The organism is Polaromonas sp. P1_G2 (assembly GCF_056405515.1).
In genome coordinates, this window is sequence record NZ_JBFUBY010000002.1 from 36,104 (window position 1) to 53,539 (window position 17,436).

Below are 17,436 nucleotides of genomic sequence, written 5' to 3' on the forward strand. Positions count from 1 at the left end.
TTTTCGGGAAAAACCGCTGGTATGGGTCGAATGGTAGGACCAGCTTTGACGCTACGGTGTCATTGCGACGACAATTTCCGGGTAAGTCCTACTGGGGTGTGCCCGGGGTCCGCCCGGTTTATCGGATAAAGCGCCCGTCGCGCGAAACCATGGTCAGTTCCACGAATCGCGAGGCGTTTCGGGCCGAATCGCTGAAGCTGACCTCGAAGCCGCCCAGGTCGTAGCGCTTCAAGTTCCAGGTGCTGTCGATGAAGGCGGCGCGTGTCGGGTTCTTGCCGGCGCGGCGCAGCGCTTCGGCGAACACGCGGGCATTGATGTAGCCCTCCAGCGCCAGGTGCGAAGGCTCCAGCCCAACCCCGGCGGCCTTCCAGGCCTGCTGGAATTCGCGCACCATGGGCACCACCGTGTTGCCCGGCAGCGGCACCACCTGCGATACCGCGATGCCGGTGGCGTCGTCGCCCATGGCCTTGAGCGTCGCGGCCGCGCCCATGATGGACAGCGCGTAAAGCGACAGCCCCTTGCGCTGCGCGCGTATCGCTTTGACGAACTCGATGGTCGGCTTGCCGGCCAGGCCCACCAGCACGGCCTCCGGGCTGGACGCCGCTATCTTGACCGCCGCCGCGCCGGCATCCGAAGCGTTGTTTTCCACGGTGACGATGGCGGTCGCTTCCAGCTTGTGTTTGGCCATGGAGCGCTGGGTGGCGTCGAAGACCTCCTTGCCGAAGGAGTTGTTCTGGTAGGCGATGGCGATGCGCCGTATGCCTATGGTCGCCAGGTGCTGCACCAGCTGCTCGGCCTCGTCGGCGTAACTCGCGCGTATGTTGAACACATTGCGCGCGTTGGCCGGGCGCGCCGACAGCGCGCCCGAGAACGGCGCGAAGAAGGGCATGCCCGACTCCATCACCTGCGGCAGCATGGCTTCGATCATGGGCGTGCCCATGCAGTTGAAGAGCGCGAAATTGCTCTTGTCGTCGATAAAGCCTTTGACGTTGCCCAGCGCGCGTTTGACGTCGTAGCCGTCGTCGGCCGTTGTGAGCTCGATCAGCCGGCCGTTCACGCCGCCTTTGGCGTTGATGCCGGCAAAGCAGGCTTTGGCGCCCTGGTGCATGGCCTGGCCCAGTTCACCCAGCGGCCCGCTCAGCGCGATGGATTGCGCGATGCGCACCGGGCCGCTGTTGTCCTGCGCGTGTGCCGGGCCGTAGAGCGCGGCCGGTACGGCGGCGAGCGCGCCCAGCATGCGGCGGCGCGTCAGGCGGGTGCGGGCCGGCGGCGAATCGATTTTCGAGGTGATGGAAGGGATGGAAGGGGCTGTCATGGGGGCGTCTCCTGGTCGTTGTGGGCTCTCGGCGGGCTTGTTTCAGGCTCTTGGTGGCCTGTCTCCGCGGGGCCGATGCTATGCTTTGGAAAGAAGGCCAACTGTCTGCGCGACGACAATCCAAGGGTTGCGCCCGCCCCGGACTTTCCCTGATCCGCCACCCCTGTTTCTGCTTGAACATTGCGAGCATGGCCACTGAGTCACCCCTTCACCAACGCCGCAGGACGCCCACGCCGGACGAATTGCGCGGCATTCCCTGGCTGCCCCTGCTGCTGCCGGATGAACGCGCGCGCGCGTTGGCGGGGCTGCAGGTGGGCGACGCCGCGCCGGGCGACTATGTGTGCCGGGTGGGCAAGCCGGTGACCTACTGGTTCGGCGTGGTCGAAGGCCTGCTCAAGATGAGCAGCGACAACGAGCAAGGCATGACCATGACCTTTACCGGCGTGCCGCCCGGCGGCTGGTTCGGCGAAGGCACGGCGCTCAAGCGCGAGCCCTACCGTTACAACATCCAGGCCTTGCGCAAAAGCGTGGTGGCCGGGCTGCCGGTGGAAACCTTTCACTGGCTGCTGGACCACTCCATCGGCTTTAACCGCTTTGTGATGAACCAGCTCAACGAGCGCCTGGGCCAGTTCATCGCCGCGCGCGAAATCGACCGCATGAACAACCCCGACATCCGCGTGGCGCGCAGCCTGGCCTCGCTGTTCAACCCGGTGCTGTACCCGGGGGTCGGTGAAATCCTGCGTATCACGCAGCAGGAACTGGCTTACCTGGTCGGCCTGTCACGCCAGCGCGTGAACGAAGCGCTCAACGCCTTGCAGGCCCAGGGCTTTATCCGCATCGAATACGGCGGCCTGCGTGTGCTGGACCTGGAGGCGCTGCGCTCCAGTGTGTTCGCGGGCGAGGGGGCGGGTCTGGCTCCCCGCACAGGCCCTAGCTCGTGATGCCGGCGATGGCCAGGCGCAGGTTGTCGCGGGCGCGCGCTTCCAGCGCGGCCTGGAAATGCGGCGTGCTGTAAATAAAGGGCCGGCCCAGGAAGGCGCTAAGGATCTCCCCGCGCTTCTGGCGGAAGATCTCTTCGGGAACGAAGGCGTATTCCTGGCGTATCTGTTCTTCGTATTCGGCAAAGCGTGGCGGCAGGGCGCCCAGGATGGACAGGTCCACATCCACCAGCAGCTTCGCATCAGGCGACACCGGCAGCGCGCTGTGGCAGGTGGCCATGATCAACGCGTCCACCCGCTCCACGGTGGCGTGCGGCGCGCCGTGGCCTTCCAGTACTTCGCGCGCCCAGTCGGCGCTTCGCCTTTCGTTGTCATGGCGATGGGTGTCGTAAATCGCGTCATGGAACCAGAGCGCGATTTCAACTTCGCCGGGCCGTTCGGCCAGGTGGCGGACGGCCTCGAAATGCGCAAGGCATTCCGCCAGGTGCTGCACGGTGTGGTACTTGCGATGTGGCTCCGAGTAGCGCGCGACCAGCTCATCAAACACGCTGCCGGCGATGGCTTGCGGCGCAAGTGCACCCGCGCAGCGCTGCCAGGAGCGGGCCAGAAGGTCAGGAGCGAGATTTGCCATCAGTACAGCGTCGATTTCTGCCGCGCGGGCAGTTCGCGGTCGTATTTGTCGCCGTCTATGGCCGCCGCCGTCAGCGCCTGCAGCATGGCGCCGGGCGTGGGCACGTCGGGCCGGCCTTGCGGCACGGCCTGCCAGAGCTTTGAGCGCTGGATGGCCCGCGCGCACTGGAAGAACACCGACTCGACCTTGATCACGATGACGCAGTGCGGCGGCTTTCCTTCCATGGCAAAGCGTTGCAGCAGGTCGGGCGCCGTCGTGATGCTGGCTCGGCCGTTCACGCGCAGGGTCTCGCCGGCGCCGGGCACCAGGAACAGCAGCGCCACGCGCGGATCGGCCAGCAGGTTGCGCAGGCTGTCGATGCGGTTGTTGCCGCGGCGCTCCGGCAGCAGCAGGGTTTTGTCGTCCTGGATCGCCACAAAACCCGGCGGGTCTCCACGCGGTGAGGCGTCCAGGCCACCGGGCCCGGCCGTGGCCAGCACCGCGAAAGGCGAGGCCTGGATCAGTGCCTGGTAGGCCGGGTGCAGATAGTCCACCTCTTTTTTGAGGGAGGCGTCACCGACGGCGCCGAATAGCGCCTCCAGTTGCGGCAGGCTGGTGATGGTGTGGGTATCGGCTTGTGCGTCCATGGGCATGACTTTATCGCTTTGGTTTTTTGGCGGTGGCTGCGGGGACAGGCGCGCACAGCGCCTCCACCAGCTTGATGGCCGGCATCGACAGTTGCTCAAAGCGGCGCGCGCAGATCAAAAGCTGGCGGTCGGCCCAGCTGTCGGACAGCTTGAGCAGGCGCAGCTTGCCCGCGCCCGCATGGCGCTCGGCCGCGACGGCCGGCACCACGGCCACGCCGACACCGGCCTCCACCATGCGGCAGACGGCGTCAAAACTGCGCAGCCGTATGCGGGTTCGCATGCGCAGCCCCAGGCGCCCTGCCTGCAGGGCCAGGTGCTGCTGCAGGGCGCTGTCCTCGCCCAGGCCGACAAAGTCATGGGCCAGCGCCTGCGCGAAGCTGGTCTGTCGCTGTCGGCCGAATCCGCTGCCCTGCGGGACCACCAGCACCAGCTGGTCGCGACGGAACGGCCGGGACTCCAGGCTGGAAATATCCGCGGAGTCGGCCACGATGCCGAGGTCGGCCACCTGGTCCAGCAGCTGCGACACGATCACGTGGCTGGGGCGTTCTTCGAGGTCGACGTCGATGGCCGGATGGGTGTTGAGGAAATCCGCGAGCGCCTGCGGCAGGTAGTCGGTGATGGCGGCGGTGTTGGACAGCAGGCGCACCCGGCCCGCCAGCCCGCCGGCGTAGTCGGCTATCTCGCCGTGCATGCGTTCAATCTGCTGCAGCACCAGGCGCGCATGGTGGGCCACGGCCAGGCCGGCCTTGGTCGGCTTGACGCCGGCGCGCAGGCGCTCCAGCAGCGGAACGCCCAGAGCGCCCTCCATGCCGCGTATGCGCGCGCTGGCCGAGGCCAGCGCGAGGTGCGAGAGCTTGCTGCCGGCCGTGATGCTGCCGGTGTCGATGACGTGCAGGAAGAGCCGCAGGTCGACAAGGTCAAAGCGGAGGGTGGCGGGCATGGCGCTGTGTTGGGTCCTGGCCTTCGGAGAAAACGAAGGCTGCCAACGCATATTACCGCTTGAGCGTGAACGCGTCGCTGCGCAGAATTCGGCTGCATGAACTGGATAAACAATCTCACGGGCTCGGGGCATGAAACCCTTTTGATGGGTGTGGTTGCCGCGGTATTCCTGCTGGCCGGCCTGGTCAAGGGCGTGGTCGGCCTGGGGCTGCCGACGCTGTCCATGGGCTTGCTGGCCGGCGTGATGCCGCCCGCGCAGGCAGCGGTGATTTTGATCCTGCCTTCGTTTCTGACGAATGCCTGGCAGATGTGGGACGGCGCTGCGCTGGGCCGGCTGGCCAGGCGGCTCTGGCCTTTGCAACTTGGCGTGGCGGCCGGCACGCTGTGGGCGCCCGTGAGCCTCGTCACCCTCAATGCCAATGTGGCCTCGGCGGGCCTGGGGGCGGCCTTGATGGCCTATGCCCTGCTGGGGCTGGCGGCCGCTCCGCTGGCTGTGCCCCGCCGTGGCGAGGCGCTTTGTTCCGGCGTCACGGGGCTCATCACCGGTGCCATCACGGCGGCCACGGGTGTTTTTGTCTTCCCGGCGGTGCCTTACCTGCAGGCCCTGTCGCTGAGGAAGGATGAGCTGGTGCAGGCGCTGGGCCTGTCCTTCACCGTTTCCACCGTCGCGCTGTTTGGGCGCCTGGCGCTCGAAGGCTCATTTTCGGCCGCGGCCTTGCCCGGCGGATGGAGCTGGCTGGTGGCCTTGCCTGCGGCATTGCTGGGGATGGCGGTGGGCCAGATGCTGCGCGGCCGGCTGAATGAGAAAAACTTCAAGCGGCTGTTCTTTGCGGGCTTGCTGGCCATTGGCCTTTATATGGTGATTGGCAGCGCGATACGTTGGCTTGCGGGCTAAGGCCTGGCGCGCAGGCATTGTTTTACGGCCGGTTTTTACGCTTTCTTTATACCGGCCACCGGTCTTTCATCCCCGTTTTTACACGCCGGATCCGAAACTTTCCCCATCGTTGTCAGTTGGAGAAAGTCATGGATCTTGCGTTTATGCTCGGCGCCGCCGCCCTTTGGGGTGTGATGGTCTTGCTGGTCTGGGGTTTCCAGAGGCTCGAAAAATCCGAAGGGGGCCGTTCATGATCCCCCTTGACGTTTTGTACGGCTTTGGCGGCGTCTGCGCCATCGTGCTGCTCACCTACCTCGTGTATGCGCTGATCTGCGCCGAGGAGTTCTGATGAGCAATTCGTCCTGGGGCCTGCTGGCTTTTTTCCTGGTCGCCCTGTTGCTCACCGCCTGGCCGCTGGGCCTCTGGCTGGCCCGCATTTATTCCGGCAGCCTTCCCGGCTGGATGCACAAGCTCGAAGCGCCGCTGTACCGCCTGGCCGGCACCTCCGCCGATACCAACATGAAATGGTCGCAGTACGCGCTGGCTTTGCTGGCCTTTAATGCGCTGGGCGTGCTGGCCGTTTACGCCTTGCAGCGCCTGCAGGTCTGGCTGCCGCTGAACCCGGCCGGCATGGTGGCCGTGGCGCCCGACTCGGCCTTTAACACCGCCATCAGCTTTGTCTCCAATACCAACTGGCAGGCTTATGCGGGCGAGTCCACCATGAGTTACCTCACGCAGATGCTGGTGCTGGCTGTGCAGAACTTTTTCTCGGCCGCCACCGGCATCGCCGTGGTGTTCGCGCTGTTCCGTGGTTTTGCCGCGCGTGCCACGGGCGCGATCGGCAACTTCTGGGTGGACGTCACGCGCATCACGGCCTGGCTGCTGCTGCCGCTGTCGCTGGTATTCGCGATTTTCCTCGTGGGGCAGGGCGTGATCCAGAACTTCGACGGCTACAAGGAGGTGGCCACGCTGGAGACCACGTCCTACCAGGTGGCCAAGAACGGCGCCGACGGCCAGGCCTTGAAAGACGACAAGGGCAATCCCGTGATGGAGGATGCCAAGACCGGCACGCAGACCCTGGCCATGGGCCCGGTCGCTTCGCAGGAGGCCATCAAGATGCTGGGCACCAATGGCGGCGGTTTCTTCAATGCCAACTCGGCCCACCCTTATGAGAACCCGACGGCGCTCAGCAATTTTTTCCAGATGCTGTCCATCTTCCTGATCCCCGCGGCGCTGTGCTTTGCGTTTGGACGCGCGGTGGGCGACCAGCGCCAGGGCTGGGCCGTGCTGGCCGCGATGACGCTGCTGTTTGTGGTCGCGGTGGTGGCCATCACGCCGGCCGAACATGCCGGCAACCCGCTGTTGTCGCCCCTGGGCGTGGACCAGGCGGCCAGCGCGCTGCAGGCCGGCGGCAATATGGAAGGCAAGGAAACCCGCTTCGGTATCGATGCCTCCAGCCTGTTCGCGGTCATCACCACGGCGGCGTCATGCGGCGCGGTCAACGCCATGCACGACTCCTTCACGCCGCTGGGCGGCATGGTGCCCATGGTGATGATGCAGCTGGGCGAGGTGGTGTTCGGCGGTGTGGGCACCGGCCTCTACGGCATGCTGATCTTCGCCATCCTGGCGGTGTTCATTGCCGGCCTGATGATTGGCCGCACGCCGGAATACCTGGGCAAGAAGATCGAATCGCACGAGATGAAGCTGGTCTCGATCACCATCCTGGTCACGCCCATCCTGGTGTTGGCTGGCACGGCGGTGGCGGTACTGGCCGGCGCGGGCAAGGCCGGCATCGCCAACCCGGGTGCGCATGGCTTTTCTGAAATCCTGTATGCGCTGACCTCGGCCGGCAATAACAACGGCAGCGCCTTTGCCGGCCTGTCGGCCAACACGCCCTTCTACAACACGCTGCTGGGTTTGGTGATGTGGCTGGGCCGTTTCGGCGTCATCGTGCCGGTGCTGGCGATTGCCGGCGCGCTGGCCTCCAAGAAACGCCTGCCGGCCACGGCTGGCACCATGCCCACGCACGGTCCGCTGTTTGTGATGCTGCTGATAGGCACCGTGCTGCTGGTGGGCCTGCTCAATTACGTGCCAGCCCTGGCGCTGGGACCGGTGGTCGAGCATTTGATGCTCTGGCCAGCCCATTGAATCGCAGCGAAAGAGAAGTGATATGACTACCCAAAAACCTTTTGTGCTGCTCGACCCCGCACTGCTCAAACCTGCCATCGCGGCCTCGTTCACCAAGCTGAACCCGCGCGTGCAATGGCGAAACCCGGTCATGTTCGTCGTCTACATCGGCAGCATCTTCACCACCTTGCTGGGCCTGCAGGCCTTGCAGGGACAGGGCGAGGCGCCAGCAGGCTTCATTCTGGCCGTGGCCGTCTGGCTGTGGTTCACCGTGCTGTTCGCCAACTTTGCCGAGGCGCTGGCCGAGGGCCGCAGCAAGGCACAAGCCGCGTCGCTGCGCAGCCTTAAAAAGAGCACCTGGGCCAAAAAATTCAAGGAGGCCAACAGCAAGGTCTTCCACGGTACCGCCTGGTTGCCGGAGCAAGCCGAAAACCTGCGCAAGGGCGCGGTGGTGTTCGTCGAAGCTGGCGACATGGTCCCGCTGGACGGCGAGGTCATTGAAGGCGTGGCCTCGGTCGACGAAAGCGCCATCACCGGCGAATCGGCCCCCGTGGTGCGCGAGTCGGGCGGTGACTTCTCGGCCGTGACCGGCGGCACACGCGTGCTGTCCGACTGGCTGGTGGTGCGCATCGTGGTCAACCCCGGCGAGTCTTTCCTGGACCGCATGATCAGCATGGTTGAAGGCGCCAAACGCCAGAAGACGCCGAATGAAATCGCGCTGACCATCCTGCTGGTGGCGTTGACGATTGTCTTCCTGGTAGTCACGGTCACCTTGCTGCCTTTCTCGGTGTTCAGCGTGGGCGCGGCGGGCGCGGGAACTGTGGTCAGCATCACGGCGCTGGTGGCCCTGCTGGTCTGCCTGATCCCGACCACCATAGGCGGCCTGCTGTCGGCCGTGGGCGTGGCCGGCATGAGCCGCATGATGCAGGCCAATGTGATTGCCACCTCGGGCCGCGCGGTGGAAGCCGCCGGCGACGTGGACGTGCTGCTGCTCGACAAGACCGGCACCATCACCCACGGCAACCGCCAGGCTTCGAGCTTCTTGCCTGCACCTGGCTTGACGGGCGCCAAACTGGCCACAGCCGCGATGCAAGCCTCCATGGCCGATGAAACACCCGAGGGCCGCAGCATCGTCGCCTTGGCGCAGCGCCTGGGCGCGAGTGAAGCCCTGGTGGGTGACAGCCTCGAAGTACCTTTTACGGCTCAAACCCGTATGAGCGGCATCGACGTGCAGCGCCCCGACGGCAGCACGCGCCAGCTGCGCAAGGGCGCGGTCGATGCGATCCGCAAGCATGTGGAGGCGCTGGGCGGCAATGTGCCGGCCGAGGTGCTGCGCGCTGCCGACGAGGTGGCACGCCGCGGCAGCACGCCGCTGGCGGTGGCCGACGGCAACGCCGTGCTGGGCATCGTGGAGCTCAAGGACATTGTGAAGGCCGGCATCAAGGAGCGTTTCGGCGAGTTGCGCCGCATGGGCATCAAGACGGTGATGATCACCGGCGACAACAAGCTCACGGCCGCCGCGATCGCCGCCGAAGCCGGCGTCGACGACTTCCTGGCCGAGGCGACGCCCGAAGACAAGCTGAAATTGATACGCCAGTACCAGGCCGAGGGCCGGCTGGTGGCGATGATGGGCGACGGCACGAATGACGCGCCGGCCCTGGCCCAGGCCGACGTGGCGGTGGCCATGAACAGCGGCACCCAGGCCGCCAAGGAAGCCGCCAACATGGTGGACCTGGATTCCAACCCTACCAAGCTGCTGGAGGTGGTGGAGACCGGCAAGGCCTTGCTGATGACGCGCGGCTCGCTCACGACGTTTTCCATCGCCAACGACGTGGCCAAGTACTTCGCCATCATCCCGGCGATCTTTGTGAGCACCTACCCGCAGCTGGCCGCGCTCAATGTGATGCGCCTGGGCAGCCCCTCGACAGCGATTTTGTCGGCGGTGATCTTCAACGCGCTGGTCATCATGTTCTTGATCCCGCTGGCGCTCAAGGGCGTGAAATACCGGCCCGTCGGCGCGGCGGCACTGCTGCGCCGCAACCTGCTGATTTATGGCCTGGGCGGCCTGATCGTGCCTTTTGTCGGCATCAAGGCGATTGATCTCCTGCTGGTCGCGATGAATTTCGCATAAGGAAACACCATGAAAACCATACTTCGCCCCGCACTCGTGATGTTCACCGTGCTGACCCTGGTCACTGGCGTCGCCTACCCGCTGGTGGTGACCGGTGCCGCGCAGTCGCTGTTCCCGTCGCAGGCCGCGGGAAGCCTGATCGTGCGCGACGGCAAGCCGGTCGGCTCCGCGCTGATAGGCCAGAACTTCGGCGACCCCAAGCATTTCTGGGGCCGTCCCTCCGCCACCGGACCCATGCCTTACAACGCCGCGGCTTCCAGCGGCGCCAACCAGGGGCCGCTCAATCCCGCGCTGGTCGATGCCGTGAAAGGCCGTATCGAAGCGCTCAAAGCGGCGGATCCCGGCAATACCGCAGCGGTGCCGGTGGACCTGGTCACGGCCTCGGCCAGCGGGCTGGACCCGCACATCAGCCCCGCCGCCGCGCGCTACCAGGCAGCCCGGGTGGCCAGGGCGCGTGGCTTGCCGCTGGAGAAGGTGCAGGCCCTGGTCGAACAGCACACCGAACGCCCCTGGCCGGCGTTTCTGGGTGAGGCCCAGGTCAATGTGCTGAAGCTCAATCTCGCGCTTGAGGCTTTGCGTTAATCGATACCATGAGGCACCCTCCATAAATCCATGGCCATTTCCCCCGACGCCCGCCCCGACCCTGATGAACTCCTGGACCGCCTGCGCGGCGAGGAAGAAAAGGCGCGCCGGGGCCGCTTGCGTATTTACTTCGGCGCCAGCGCTGGCGTGGGCAAGACCTACGCCATGCTCAGCGCCGCGCAGCGCGAGCGCAAGGCCGGGCGCGACGTGCTGGTCGGCGTGGTCGAAACCCATGGCCGCAGCGAAACCATGGAATTGCTGGCGGGGCTGGAGCAACTGTCTTTGCGGGAGGTGGCCTACCGCGGCCGCACGCTGAAAGAGTTCGACCTGGACGCGGCGCTGGCGCGCAAGCCGGCGGTGCTGCTGGTCGACGAACTCGCGCACAGCAATGTGGAAGGTTCGCGCCACGCCAAGCGCTGGCAGGACGTGCACGAGCTGCTGGAGGCCGGCATCGAGGTCTGGTCGGCCGTCAATGTGCAGCACCTGGAGAGCCTGAACGGCACGGTGGGCGCCATCACAGGCATACGCGTGCATGAGACCGTGCCGGACACGGTGCTGGACGGCGCCGATGAAATCATCCTGGTCGACGTCACGCCCGATGAGCTGATGGCGCGGCTCAAGGCCGGCAAGGTCTACATGCCGCAGCAGGCCGAACGCGCGGCGCAGAACTTTTTCCGCAAGGGCAACCTGATTGCGTTGCGCGAGATTGCCCTGCGGCGCACGGCCGAGCATGTGGAAGACGACGTGCGCAGCTACCGCGTCGAGAAATCCATCGCCCCGGTATGGAACACCGAAGGCGCGATCCTGGCCTGCATAGGCCCGCGCCAGGGCGCCGAACAAACGGTGCGCACGGCGGCGCGCCTGGCCGGCCAGCTCAATGTGCGCTGGCATGCGGCTTATGTGGAAACACCGCGCCTGCAGTTGCTGGAGGTGGCCGAACGCGACCGCATCCTGGCCGTGATCCAGCTGGCCGAAGAACTGGGCGCGGCCACGGCGGTGCTGACGGGCAGCGATGCCGCCGCTGAACTGGTGGCGCAGGCGCAGCAGCTCAATTGCGCGACGCTGGTGGTGGGACGGCCGCAGTTGCCGGGCTGGCGCGCGTTGTGGGCTGGCCCCTCGATGACGCGCCGCCTCGCGACGCTGGCGCCTACGCTGGACATCGTCGAGGTGGGCCATGCCGACAGCGCGCGGCGGCTGGCGCGCGCCGTGCAGCGTTCGGCCGAGGATGACGAGGCTGCCGCCTGGCAAGGAAAGCTGCCCGGTTATGCCTGGGCCGCGGCGGGCAGCGCGGCCGTCACGCTGCTGGCCCTGCCGCTGCTGGCTTACTTCGACCTGGCCAACATCGTGATGGTGTTCCTGATGGCTACGGTGCTGGTGGCGCTGAAGTTCGGGCGCGGTCCGGCGGCGCTCGCGGCTTTCCTCAATGTCGCGGCCTTTGATTACTTCTTTGTCGCGCCGCGCCTGTCTTTCGCCGTCAGCGACGTGCAATACCTCGTGACTTTCGGCGTGATGCTGGTGGTGGGCCTGCTGACCGGCCAGCTCACGGCGGGCCTGCGTTTCCAGGCGCGCATCGCGGCCAGCCGCGAGCGCCGCGCACAGTCGCTGTTCGAGCTCACGCGCGATTTGTCGGCGGCCTTGCTGAGCGAGCAGGTCACCGAGCTCGGCGAGGCGGCCGCGCGGCGCAACTTCGGCGGCCAGGCGCTGGTGCTGGTGACCGACGGCCACGACCAGCTGCTGCCGCCTGAAAAACCGCCGGCGGATTTTGACGCCAGTGTGGCCGACTGGGTGTTTCGTAACGAACAGCCGGCCGGGCTGGCCACGGCTACCTTGTCGGCCCAGGCCTGGCATTACCTGCCGCTCAAGGCGCCCATGCGGGTGCGCGGCGTGCTGGCCGTGAAGCCCGCGCAGGCACGCTGGCTGCTGATCCCGGAGCAGATGCAGCAGCTTGACACGCTGGCACGGCAGATCGCTATCGCGCAGGAGCGTGTGCACTATGTGGATGTGGCCCAGCAGGCGGTGGTGCAGATGGAGTCCGAAAAACTGCGCAACATGCTCCTGGCCGCGATTTCGCACGACGTGCGCACGCCACTGACCGCGCTGATCGGCCTGGCCGATTCGCTGCAGCGCACGGCGCCGCCGCTCAGCGATGAGCAGTCGCAGGCGGCGCGCGCCATCGCCGGCGAAGCACGCCACCTGAGCGCACTGGTCAACAACCTGCTGGACATGGCGCGGCTGCAAAGCGGCGCCGTCAATTTGCGCAGCGACTGGCAGTCGGTCGAGGAGATCGTGGGCTCGGCGATACGTCAGGCCCAGCATGCGCTGGCCGGCAGGGCGGTGGTGACGGCGCTGCCCGCCGACCTGCCGCTGGTCGAATTTGACGCGGTGCTGATGGAGCGCGTGCTGGTCAACCTGCTGGAGAATGCCGCGAAGTACGGCAAGCCACCGATTGACATCAGCGCCGAGGTGACGGACACGGCGCTACGGCTCACGGTGCGCGACCACGGTCCCGGCCTGCCCGCCGCACTGAAAGGCCGCGAGCACGAGCTGTTCGAGAAATTCACGCGTGGCGAGGCCGAATCGGCTACACCGGGCGTGGGCCTGGGCCTGGCAATCTGCCAGGCGGTGGTGCAGGCGCACCGCGGGCAGGTCACCGCAAGCAATGCAGCGGGCGGTGGTGCAGAATTCACCGTCACCCTGCCGCGGCGCACGCCGCCCCAGGGCCTGCCTGAAACCGCCTGATCACACCATGTCGCATCCCGCTCCCGTTGCCGTCGTCATTGAAGACGAGCCGCAGATACGCCGCTTTGTGCGCGCGGCGCTGGAGGCCGAGGGCTGGCAGGTGTTCGAGGCCGACACCGCCAAACGCGGGCTGACCGAAGCCGGCACGCGCAAACCCGACCTGCTGGTGCTGGACCTGGGGCTGCCCGACGGCGACGGGCTGGAGGTGATTCGCGACGTGCGCGGCTGGTCGGCCGTGCCGATTGTGGTGCTGTCGGCGCGCGCCGACGAGGCCGACAAGATCGCCGCGCTGGATGYCGGCGCCGACGACTACCTGACCAAGCCCTTTGGCGTGGGCGAGCTGCTGGCCCGCGTGCGCGCCAACCTGCGCCGCCCGCGCGGGGCCGGGGCCGACGGCGCGCCCGACGAGCCGCTGTTCCGCTTCGGCGAGGTGGAGGTGGACCGCCAGGCGCGGCTGGTGCGGCGCGCCGGCGTGGAGGTGCATTTGACGCCCATCGAATACCGCCTGCTCACGGTGCTGCTCGGCCATGCCGGCCGGGTGTTGACGCACCGGCAACTGCTGCGCGAAGTCTGGGGGCCCTCGCACGCGGAGCAAAACCACTATTTGCGCATCTACATGGGCCATTTGCGCCAGAAGCTCGAAACCGACCCGGCGCAACCCCAACACCTGCTGACCGAAACCGGGGTCGGTTACCGGCTCTGGGTGGGACAATAGCCACCATAGCGCCCGACAGCCGGGCACCTAGCTCGATCAAGTACCCAGCCCATGCAAGACCCCCTCAAACCCGGCTCAGCCCCCAAACCCGTGGGCGCCGCCGTCCGCATCCCCAAAGCCCCGGCCGCCGCAGCGGGTGCGCCCGCGCCTACCGTGCGCTTGAACAAGCGCATGGCCGAACTGGGCCTGTGCTCGCGCCGCGAGGCCGACGACTGGATCGCGCGCGGCTGGGTGCGCGTGAACGGCGCGCCCGCCGTGATGGGCCAGCCGGTGGCGGTGGACGCGCGCATCGAGATCGACCGCCAGGCCGAGCAACAGCAGCGCATGCAGGTCACCATCCTGATCAACAAGCCGGTCGGCTACGTCAGCGGCCAGGCCGAGGACGGGCACGAGCCGGCCGTGGTGCTGGTGCAGCCGCAAAACCGCTGGCGCGAATGCAACAGCCACATGCGCTGGGGCCACGAACAGCTGCGCGGCCTGGCGCCGGCGGGCCGGCTCGACATCGATTCGATAGGCCTTTTGGTGCTCACGCAGGATGGGCGCGTGGCGCGCCAGCTGATCGGCGAAGACTCGGACATCGAAAAGGAGTATTTGGTGCGCGTGAGCTACGGGCCGGAAACGGTCAACGTGCAGTCGGTGCTCCCGCCCGAAAAGCTGGCCCTGCTGAACCACGGCCTGAGCCTGGACGGCCAGGCGCTGCGGCCCGCGAAKGTGTCGTGGCAAAACCCCGAACAGCTGCGTTTTGTGCTCAAGGAAGGCAAAAAACGCCAGATCCGCCGCATGTGCGAGCAGGTGGGGCTGTTTGTGACGGGGCTCAAGCGTGTGCGCATAGGCCAGGTCAACCTGGGGCACCTGCCTGTGGGGCAGTGGCGTTACCTGGCGCCGCACGAGCATTTCTAGGGCCGCTCCGACCTTGATGTTGGCGCGGCCAGCGGGTACTACGCTGTCCTACCTGGAGGCGGGCCAACGGATGGCAGCGCCTGCCCCGCAGCGGYCTAAAGTGGGTGTATGGCACTTATTACTTACCTGGTCGAGGACAACCAGATCGTCCTGGAGAACCTGATCGAGGCGCTCCAGGAAATCGCCGCTGTCCAGGTCACGGGCCATGGGGCTACCCAGGCCGAGGCCAGCCGCTGGCTGCGCGCGCACAACGGGGAATGGCAGCTGGCCATCGTCGACCTTTTCCTGAWAGAGGGCAACGGCCTGGGCGTGCTGGCGGGCTGCCGCAACCGCGAGCCTTACCAGAAGGTCGTGGTGCTCACCAATTACGCGACGCCGGAAATCCGCCGCCGCTCCGCGGACCTGGGCGCCGACGCCGTATTCGATAAATCCAGTGAACTGGACAGCCTGTTTGCCTACTGCGCGGAGCAGACCGCGCATGAAGAGCCGGGCAAATTGCCGCACTAGGGCCAGGGCTCGGGGCGAGGCGCTTCCAGGGCCGTCCCAACACCTGCTGGCGCGCGTGCGGCTCTGCCTCCACAATCGGGCATGACCCCACCCGACCAGCCCGAAACGCCAGGGCCTTTTTCGCCGGGCCTGTTGCCCACCTGGCTGCATGTCTCCGACATCCAGGGGCTGGCGCAGCTTGCCACGCAGGCCACGCTGGGCGTCACCGGCCTGGCCGAAAGCGTGCAGGGCAATATCTACAAGGCCGTCGCCGCGCCTTTCGGCCCGCTGGGCGCGAAATTCATCAATCGCATGCCGGGCGCCAGCGGCGTGCGCCCGCTGGGCATCACCGGCCTGGTCTACGGCGGCATCAAGGGTGTGACGCGGCTGGCCGGCGGCACGGCCAATGCCTTGCTGTCGCGCGCGGCGCCGCTGGCGGGACGGGCCTCGACGCCGCAGCGCGAGGCCATGTTGTCGGCGCTCAATGGCGTGCTGGGCGACCGCTTGGCCGAGACAGCCAACCCGCTGGCGATTTCCATGCGCCTGCGCCATCAGGGCCAGCCGCTGCTGCTGGAAGCGCAGGCACTGGCCGTGCGCTTGCCGAATGCGACGGGAAAGCTGCTGGTGGTAGTGCACGGCCTGTGCATGAACGACCTGCAATGGAACAGCGCGGCCGCCGGCGGCTTCAAGGGCCACGGCGAACAGCTGGCGCGCGAGCTTGGGTATACGCCCGTCTACCTGCACTACAACACCGGCCTGCACACCTCGGACAACGGCGAGCAACTGGCCGGGCTGCTGCAGCAACTGGCCAAAGCCTGGCCGCAGCCGGTTGAAAGCATCACGTTTCTGGTGCACAGCATGGGCGGCCTGGTCGCGCGCAGCGCCTGCCACCAGGCGGCCGAGGCCGGCTACAGCTGGCTGGCGCAGCTCAAGGCGCTGGTGTTCCTGGGAACCCCGCATCACGGCGCGCCGCTGGAGCGCCTGGGCAGCTGGGTGGACGGTGTGCTGGGCGGCAACATCGTGACCAAACCGTTCGCCAGGATAGGCCAGGTGCGCAGCGCCGGCATCACCGACCTGCGCCACGGCAATGTGCTGCGTGCCGACTGGCATGACGCGGGGCGCTTTGAGCGCGGGCCCGATGCGCGCCGGCCCGTGCCGCTGCCGGCCGGTGTTAATTGCTACACCGTCGCGGCCACCACGCTGGCGCCCGGCAAGGGGCCGCTGATGGCGGTGCGGGAGGCGCTGGCGCGCAAGATGGTCGGCGACGGCCTGGTGTCACTCGAAAGCGCGCTGGGCCTGCATGCGGAGCCGGAGCGTTGCCTGGCGTTTGCGCCGGAAAACCAGTGGATAGCGCAGGGCATGAACCACATGGAACTGCTGAGCCGGCCTGAGGTGGGGCGGCAGCTGGTGCGTTGGCTGGGTCAATAGCCTCGCGCTGGGTTTGAAGGGGCCTGCGCGACCCCGGGGCCGGCCAGATCGGGCTACCAGGAGATGGTCAGCTCAAGCGGTTCCGTGGACCGCATGGGTTTTCCCGCCACGACAGCCAGCGCATTCAGGCGTTGGGGCTGTCCCGTTTTCCCATTCGAGGCGCTTGCAATGGCCTGTACATCCACCGTGGCGGGGCAGCTGATGCGCAGGGTTTCCTTGGGCCCGTCGGCTCGTCCCCGGTGGGTGCAGCGGTGGTCGGCCGTCACGGCCTCGCTGAAGGTGTTCAGCACGATGGTGACGCCAAACGATGCTGAAGCGCTTTGCGCATGGAGCGCAGGGCAGGCCAGCAAAGCTTGCGTGGCAAGCAGGAAGCCCAAAACTGTCTTGAAAGTCCGCATGGCGTGTACTCCTGAATCTGTCAGTAGTAACGACCATTCTAATTAAATTGATAAATTTAGTAAAAATTGATTCTGTAATTAATTCGTGAAATTTTTGGCAATATTAACCAAAATTAGAAATTATTATCGATTTCCAGATCGTATTTATCAGTTTTGAGGCGAAACCACGCGGAGCCGCGACGCAAAGCTGTTGCGACGCACACGCGCAGGGGTGAAGCGCCAACGCTGGATGCTCGTGTACCTCTTGCCGACCGGCGCCAGATGGCAACTCAGCAGGAAGCGAGGCCCAAACGGATCAGCGGCTGATCTTGACGGCATGGCCTACCGCAGGCCTGCCCAGACAGAAAAACAGCGGTGATTGCCTCAGTAGGTGATGGTCAGGGTACGTGGCTGCGTCTGGTTGCAGGTGGCACCGCTGCAGGTACCGGATGTGCTGCCGCCACCCAGGATGGTGCCGTTGATCGTGAAGTTTTCCGGCAAACCGGTGCCGGTGCGGTTACCGGGCGCGCTCAATGACAGGGTGTAGTTCAGGCCCAGCAAGGTGCCCCCCGGCGCGTCCAGGGTCATGGCGTAAGCCTGATTAATCGTGCAGCGGACGGTGTAGGAC

The 17,436-nt window shown here is 66.4% G+C and carries 17 protein-coding genes; 11 read left to right on the forward strand and 6 right to left on the reverse strand.

The window, feature by feature from the left end; translation table 11 throughout:
* Positions 1-118: 118 nt before the first annotated feature.
* A complete protein-coding gene (locus AC1D0P_RS00570; RefSeq protein ID WP_477674885.1) occupies positions 119-1,315 on the reverse strand; it encodes an ABC transporter substrate-binding protein in 1,197 nt (398 codons plus the stop codon).
* A 188-nt stretch (positions 1,316-1,503) separates the two neighbouring features.
* On the opposite strand from AC1D0P_RS00570, the gene AC1D0P_RS00575 reads away from it, so the two are divergent.
* Complete coding sequence (locus AC1D0P_RS00575) at positions 1,504-2,256, forward strand: Crp/Fnr family transcriptional regulator (RefSeq protein WP_477674886.1); 753 nt, start codon at positions 1,504-1,506, stop codon at positions 2,254-2,256.
* On the opposite strand, the gene AC1D0P_RS00580 is transcribed toward AC1D0P_RS00575, so the two are convergent.
* The 3 genes from AC1D0P_RS00580 to AC1D0P_RS00590 are packed head-to-tail and all read right to left on the reverse strand — an operon-like array spanning position 2,246 to position 4,450.
* A complete protein-coding gene (locus tag AC1D0P_RS00580) occupies positions 2,246-2,884 on the reverse strand; it encodes an HD domain-containing protein (protein ID WP_477674887.1) in 639 nt (212 codons plus the stop codon). The two genes, AC1D0P_RS00575 and AC1D0P_RS00580, sit on opposite strands and share 11 nt — an antisense overlap.
* Entirely contained in the window at positions 2,884-3,510 is a 627-nt protein-coding gene (locus AC1D0P_RS00585) for a pyridoxamine 5'-phosphate oxidase family protein (protein WP_477674888.1), read from the reverse strand. Before AC1D0P_RS00585 ends, AC1D0P_RS00580 begins: the two co-directional genes overlap by 1 nt.
* Before the next feature lie 10 nt (positions 3,511-3,520).
* Positions 3,521-4,450 (reverse strand): LysR substrate-binding domain-containing protein, encoded by a 930-nt coding sequence (locus AC1D0P_RS00590; RefSeq protein WP_477674889.1) that lies wholly within the window; start codon positions 4,448-4,450, stop codon positions 3,521-3,523.
* Between the two features lie 96 nt (positions 4,451-4,546).
* On the opposite strand from AC1D0P_RS00590, the gene AC1D0P_RS00595 reads away from it, so the two are divergent.
* The 10 genes from AC1D0P_RS00595 to AC1D0P_RS00640 all read left to right on the forward strand — a co-directional run bounded on the left by AC1D0P_RS00595 (position 4,547) and on the right by AC1D0P_RS00640 (position 16,431).
* Positions 4,547-5,344, forward strand: a complete 798-nt coding sequence (locus AC1D0P_RS00595) for a sulfite exporter TauE/SafE family protein (RefSeq protein WP_477674890.1) — start codon at positions 4,547-4,549, stop codon at positions 5,342-5,344.
* Positions 5,345-5,573: 229 nt separating this feature from the next.
* The gene (locus tag AC1D0P_RS00600; RefSeq protein WP_436156902.1) at positions 5,574-5,672 is read left to right on the forward strand and encodes a potassium-transporting ATPase subunit F; all 99 of its coding nucleotides are present in this window, start codon (positions 5,574-5,576) and stop codon (positions 5,670-5,672) included.
* Entirely contained in the window at positions 5,672-7,471 is a 1,800-nt protein-coding gene (gene kdpA / locus AC1D0P_RS00605) for a potassium-transporting ATPase subunit KdpA (RefSeq protein WP_477674891.1), read from the forward strand. Before AC1D0P_RS00600 ends, kdpA begins: the two co-directional genes overlap by 1 nt.
* A gap of 22 nt (positions 7,472-7,493) precedes the next feature.
* Complete coding sequence (gene kdpB / locus AC1D0P_RS00610; protein WP_477674892.1) at positions 7,494-9,581, forward strand: potassium-transporting ATPase subunit KdpB; 2,088 nt, start codon at positions 7,494-7,496, stop codon at positions 9,579-9,581.
* Between the two features lie 9 nt (positions 9,582-9,590).
* Positions 9,591-10,163: a potassium-transporting ATPase subunit KdpC gene (gene kdpC, locus AC1D0P_RS00615; protein WP_477674893.1), complete on the forward strand. Its 573-nt coding sequence runs from the start codon at positions 9,591-9,593 to the stop codon at positions 10,161-10,163.
* Positions 10,164-10,193: 30 nt separating this feature from the next.
* Positions 10,194-12,902: a DUF4118 domain-containing protein gene (locus tag AC1D0P_RS00620; protein ID WP_477674894.1), complete on the forward strand. Its 2,709-nt coding sequence runs from the start codon at positions 10,194-10,196 to the stop codon at positions 12,900-12,902.
* 7 nt (positions 12,903-12,909) lie between these two features.
* Positions 12,910-13,617, forward strand: a complete 708-nt coding sequence (kdpE, locus tag AC1D0P_RS00625) for a two-component system response regulator KdpE (RefSeq protein WP_477674895.1) — start codon at positions 12,910-12,912, stop codon at positions 13,615-13,617.
* Between the two features lie 51 nt (positions 13,618-13,668).
* Positions 13,669-14,517, forward strand: coding sequence for a pseudouridine synthase (locus AC1D0P_RS00630; protein ID WP_477674896.1), 849 nt, complete (start codon positions 13,669-13,671; stop codon positions 14,515-14,517).
* 108 nt (positions 14,518-14,625) lie between these two features.
* Positions 14,626-15,024, forward strand: coding sequence for a response regulator (locus AC1D0P_RS00635; RefSeq protein ID WP_477674897.1), 399 nt, complete (start codon positions 14,626-14,628; stop codon positions 15,022-15,024).
* An 81-nt stretch (positions 15,025-15,105) separates the two neighbouring features.
* Positions 15,106-16,431: an esterase/lipase family protein gene (locus AC1D0P_RS00640; RefSeq protein WP_477674898.1), complete on the forward strand. Its 1,326-nt coding sequence runs from the start codon at positions 15,106-15,108 to the stop codon at positions 16,429-16,431.
* A 53-nt stretch (positions 16,432-16,484) separates the two neighbouring features.
* Here AC1D0P_RS00640 and AC1D0P_RS00645 read toward each other — a convergent pair whose 3' ends face one another.
* The gene (locus AC1D0P_RS00645; RefSeq protein ID WP_477674899.1) at positions 16,485-16,829 is read right to left on the reverse strand and encodes a hypothetical protein; all 345 of its coding nucleotides are present in this window, start codon (positions 16,827-16,829) and stop codon (positions 16,485-16,487) included.
* 363 nt (positions 16,830-17,192) lie between these two features.
* The coding region (locus AC1D0P_RS00650; protein WP_477674900.1) for a hypothetical protein at positions 17,193-17,436 on the reverse strand (244 nt) is incomplete at its 5' end.

What these genes read in the sequence shown, in the direction of transcription:
- AC1D0P_RS00575 (WP_477674886.1), top strand. Translation starts at nt 1,504, where the DNA reads ATGGCCACTGAGTCACCCCTTCACCAACGCCGCAGGACGCCCACGCCG.
- kdpB (WP_477674892.1), top strand. Translation starts at nt 7,494, where the DNA reads ATGACTACCCAAAAACCTTTTGTGCTGCTCGACCCCGCACTGCTCAAA.
- AC1D0P_RS00580 (WP_477674887.1), bottom strand. Translation starts at nt 2,884, where the DNA reads ATGGCAAATCTCGCTCCTGACCTTCTGGCCCGCTCCTGGCAGCGCTGC.
- AC1D0P_RS00595 (WP_477674890.1), top strand. Translation starts at nt 4,547, where the DNA reads ATGAACTGGATAAACAATCTCACGGGCTCGGGGCATGAAACCCTTTTG.
- AC1D0P_RS00640 (WP_477674898.1), top strand. Translation starts at nt 15,106, where the DNA reads ATGACCCCACCCGACCAGCCCGAAACGCCAGGGCCTTTTTCGCCGGGC.
- AC1D0P_RS00645 (WP_477674899.1), bottom strand. Translation starts at nt 16,829, where the DNA reads ATGCGGACTTTCAAGACAGTTTTGGGCTTCCTGCTTGCCACGCAAGCT.
- AC1D0P_RS00585 (WP_477674888.1), bottom strand. Translation starts at nt 3,510, where the DNA reads ATGGACGCACAAGCCGATACCCACACCATCACCAGCCTGCCGCAACTG.
- AC1D0P_RS00570 (WP_477674885.1), bottom strand. Translation starts at nt 1,315, where the DNA reads ATGACAGCCCCTTCCATCCCTTCCATCACCTCGAAAATCGATTCGCCG.
- AC1D0P_RS00620 (WP_477674894.1), top strand. Translation starts at nt 10,194, where the DNA reads ATGGCCATTTCCCCCGACGCCCGCCCCGACCCTGATGAACTCCTGGAC.
- kdpA (WP_477674891.1), top strand. Translation starts at nt 5,672, where the DNA reads ATGAGCAATTCGTCCTGGGGCCTGCTGGCTTTTTTCCTGGTCGCCCTG.
- AC1D0P_RS00590 (WP_477674889.1), bottom strand. Translation starts at nt 4,450, where the DNA reads ATGCCCGCCACCCTCCGCTTTGACCTTGTCGACCTGCGGCTCTTCCTG.
- AC1D0P_RS00600 (WP_436156902.1), top strand. Translation starts at nt 5,574, where the DNA reads ATGATCCCCCTTGACGTTTTGTACGGCTTTGGCGGCGTCTGCGCCATC.
- kdpC (WP_477674893.1), top strand. Translation starts at nt 9,591, where the DNA reads ATGAAAACCATACTTCGCCCCGCACTCGTGATGTTCACCGTGCTGACC.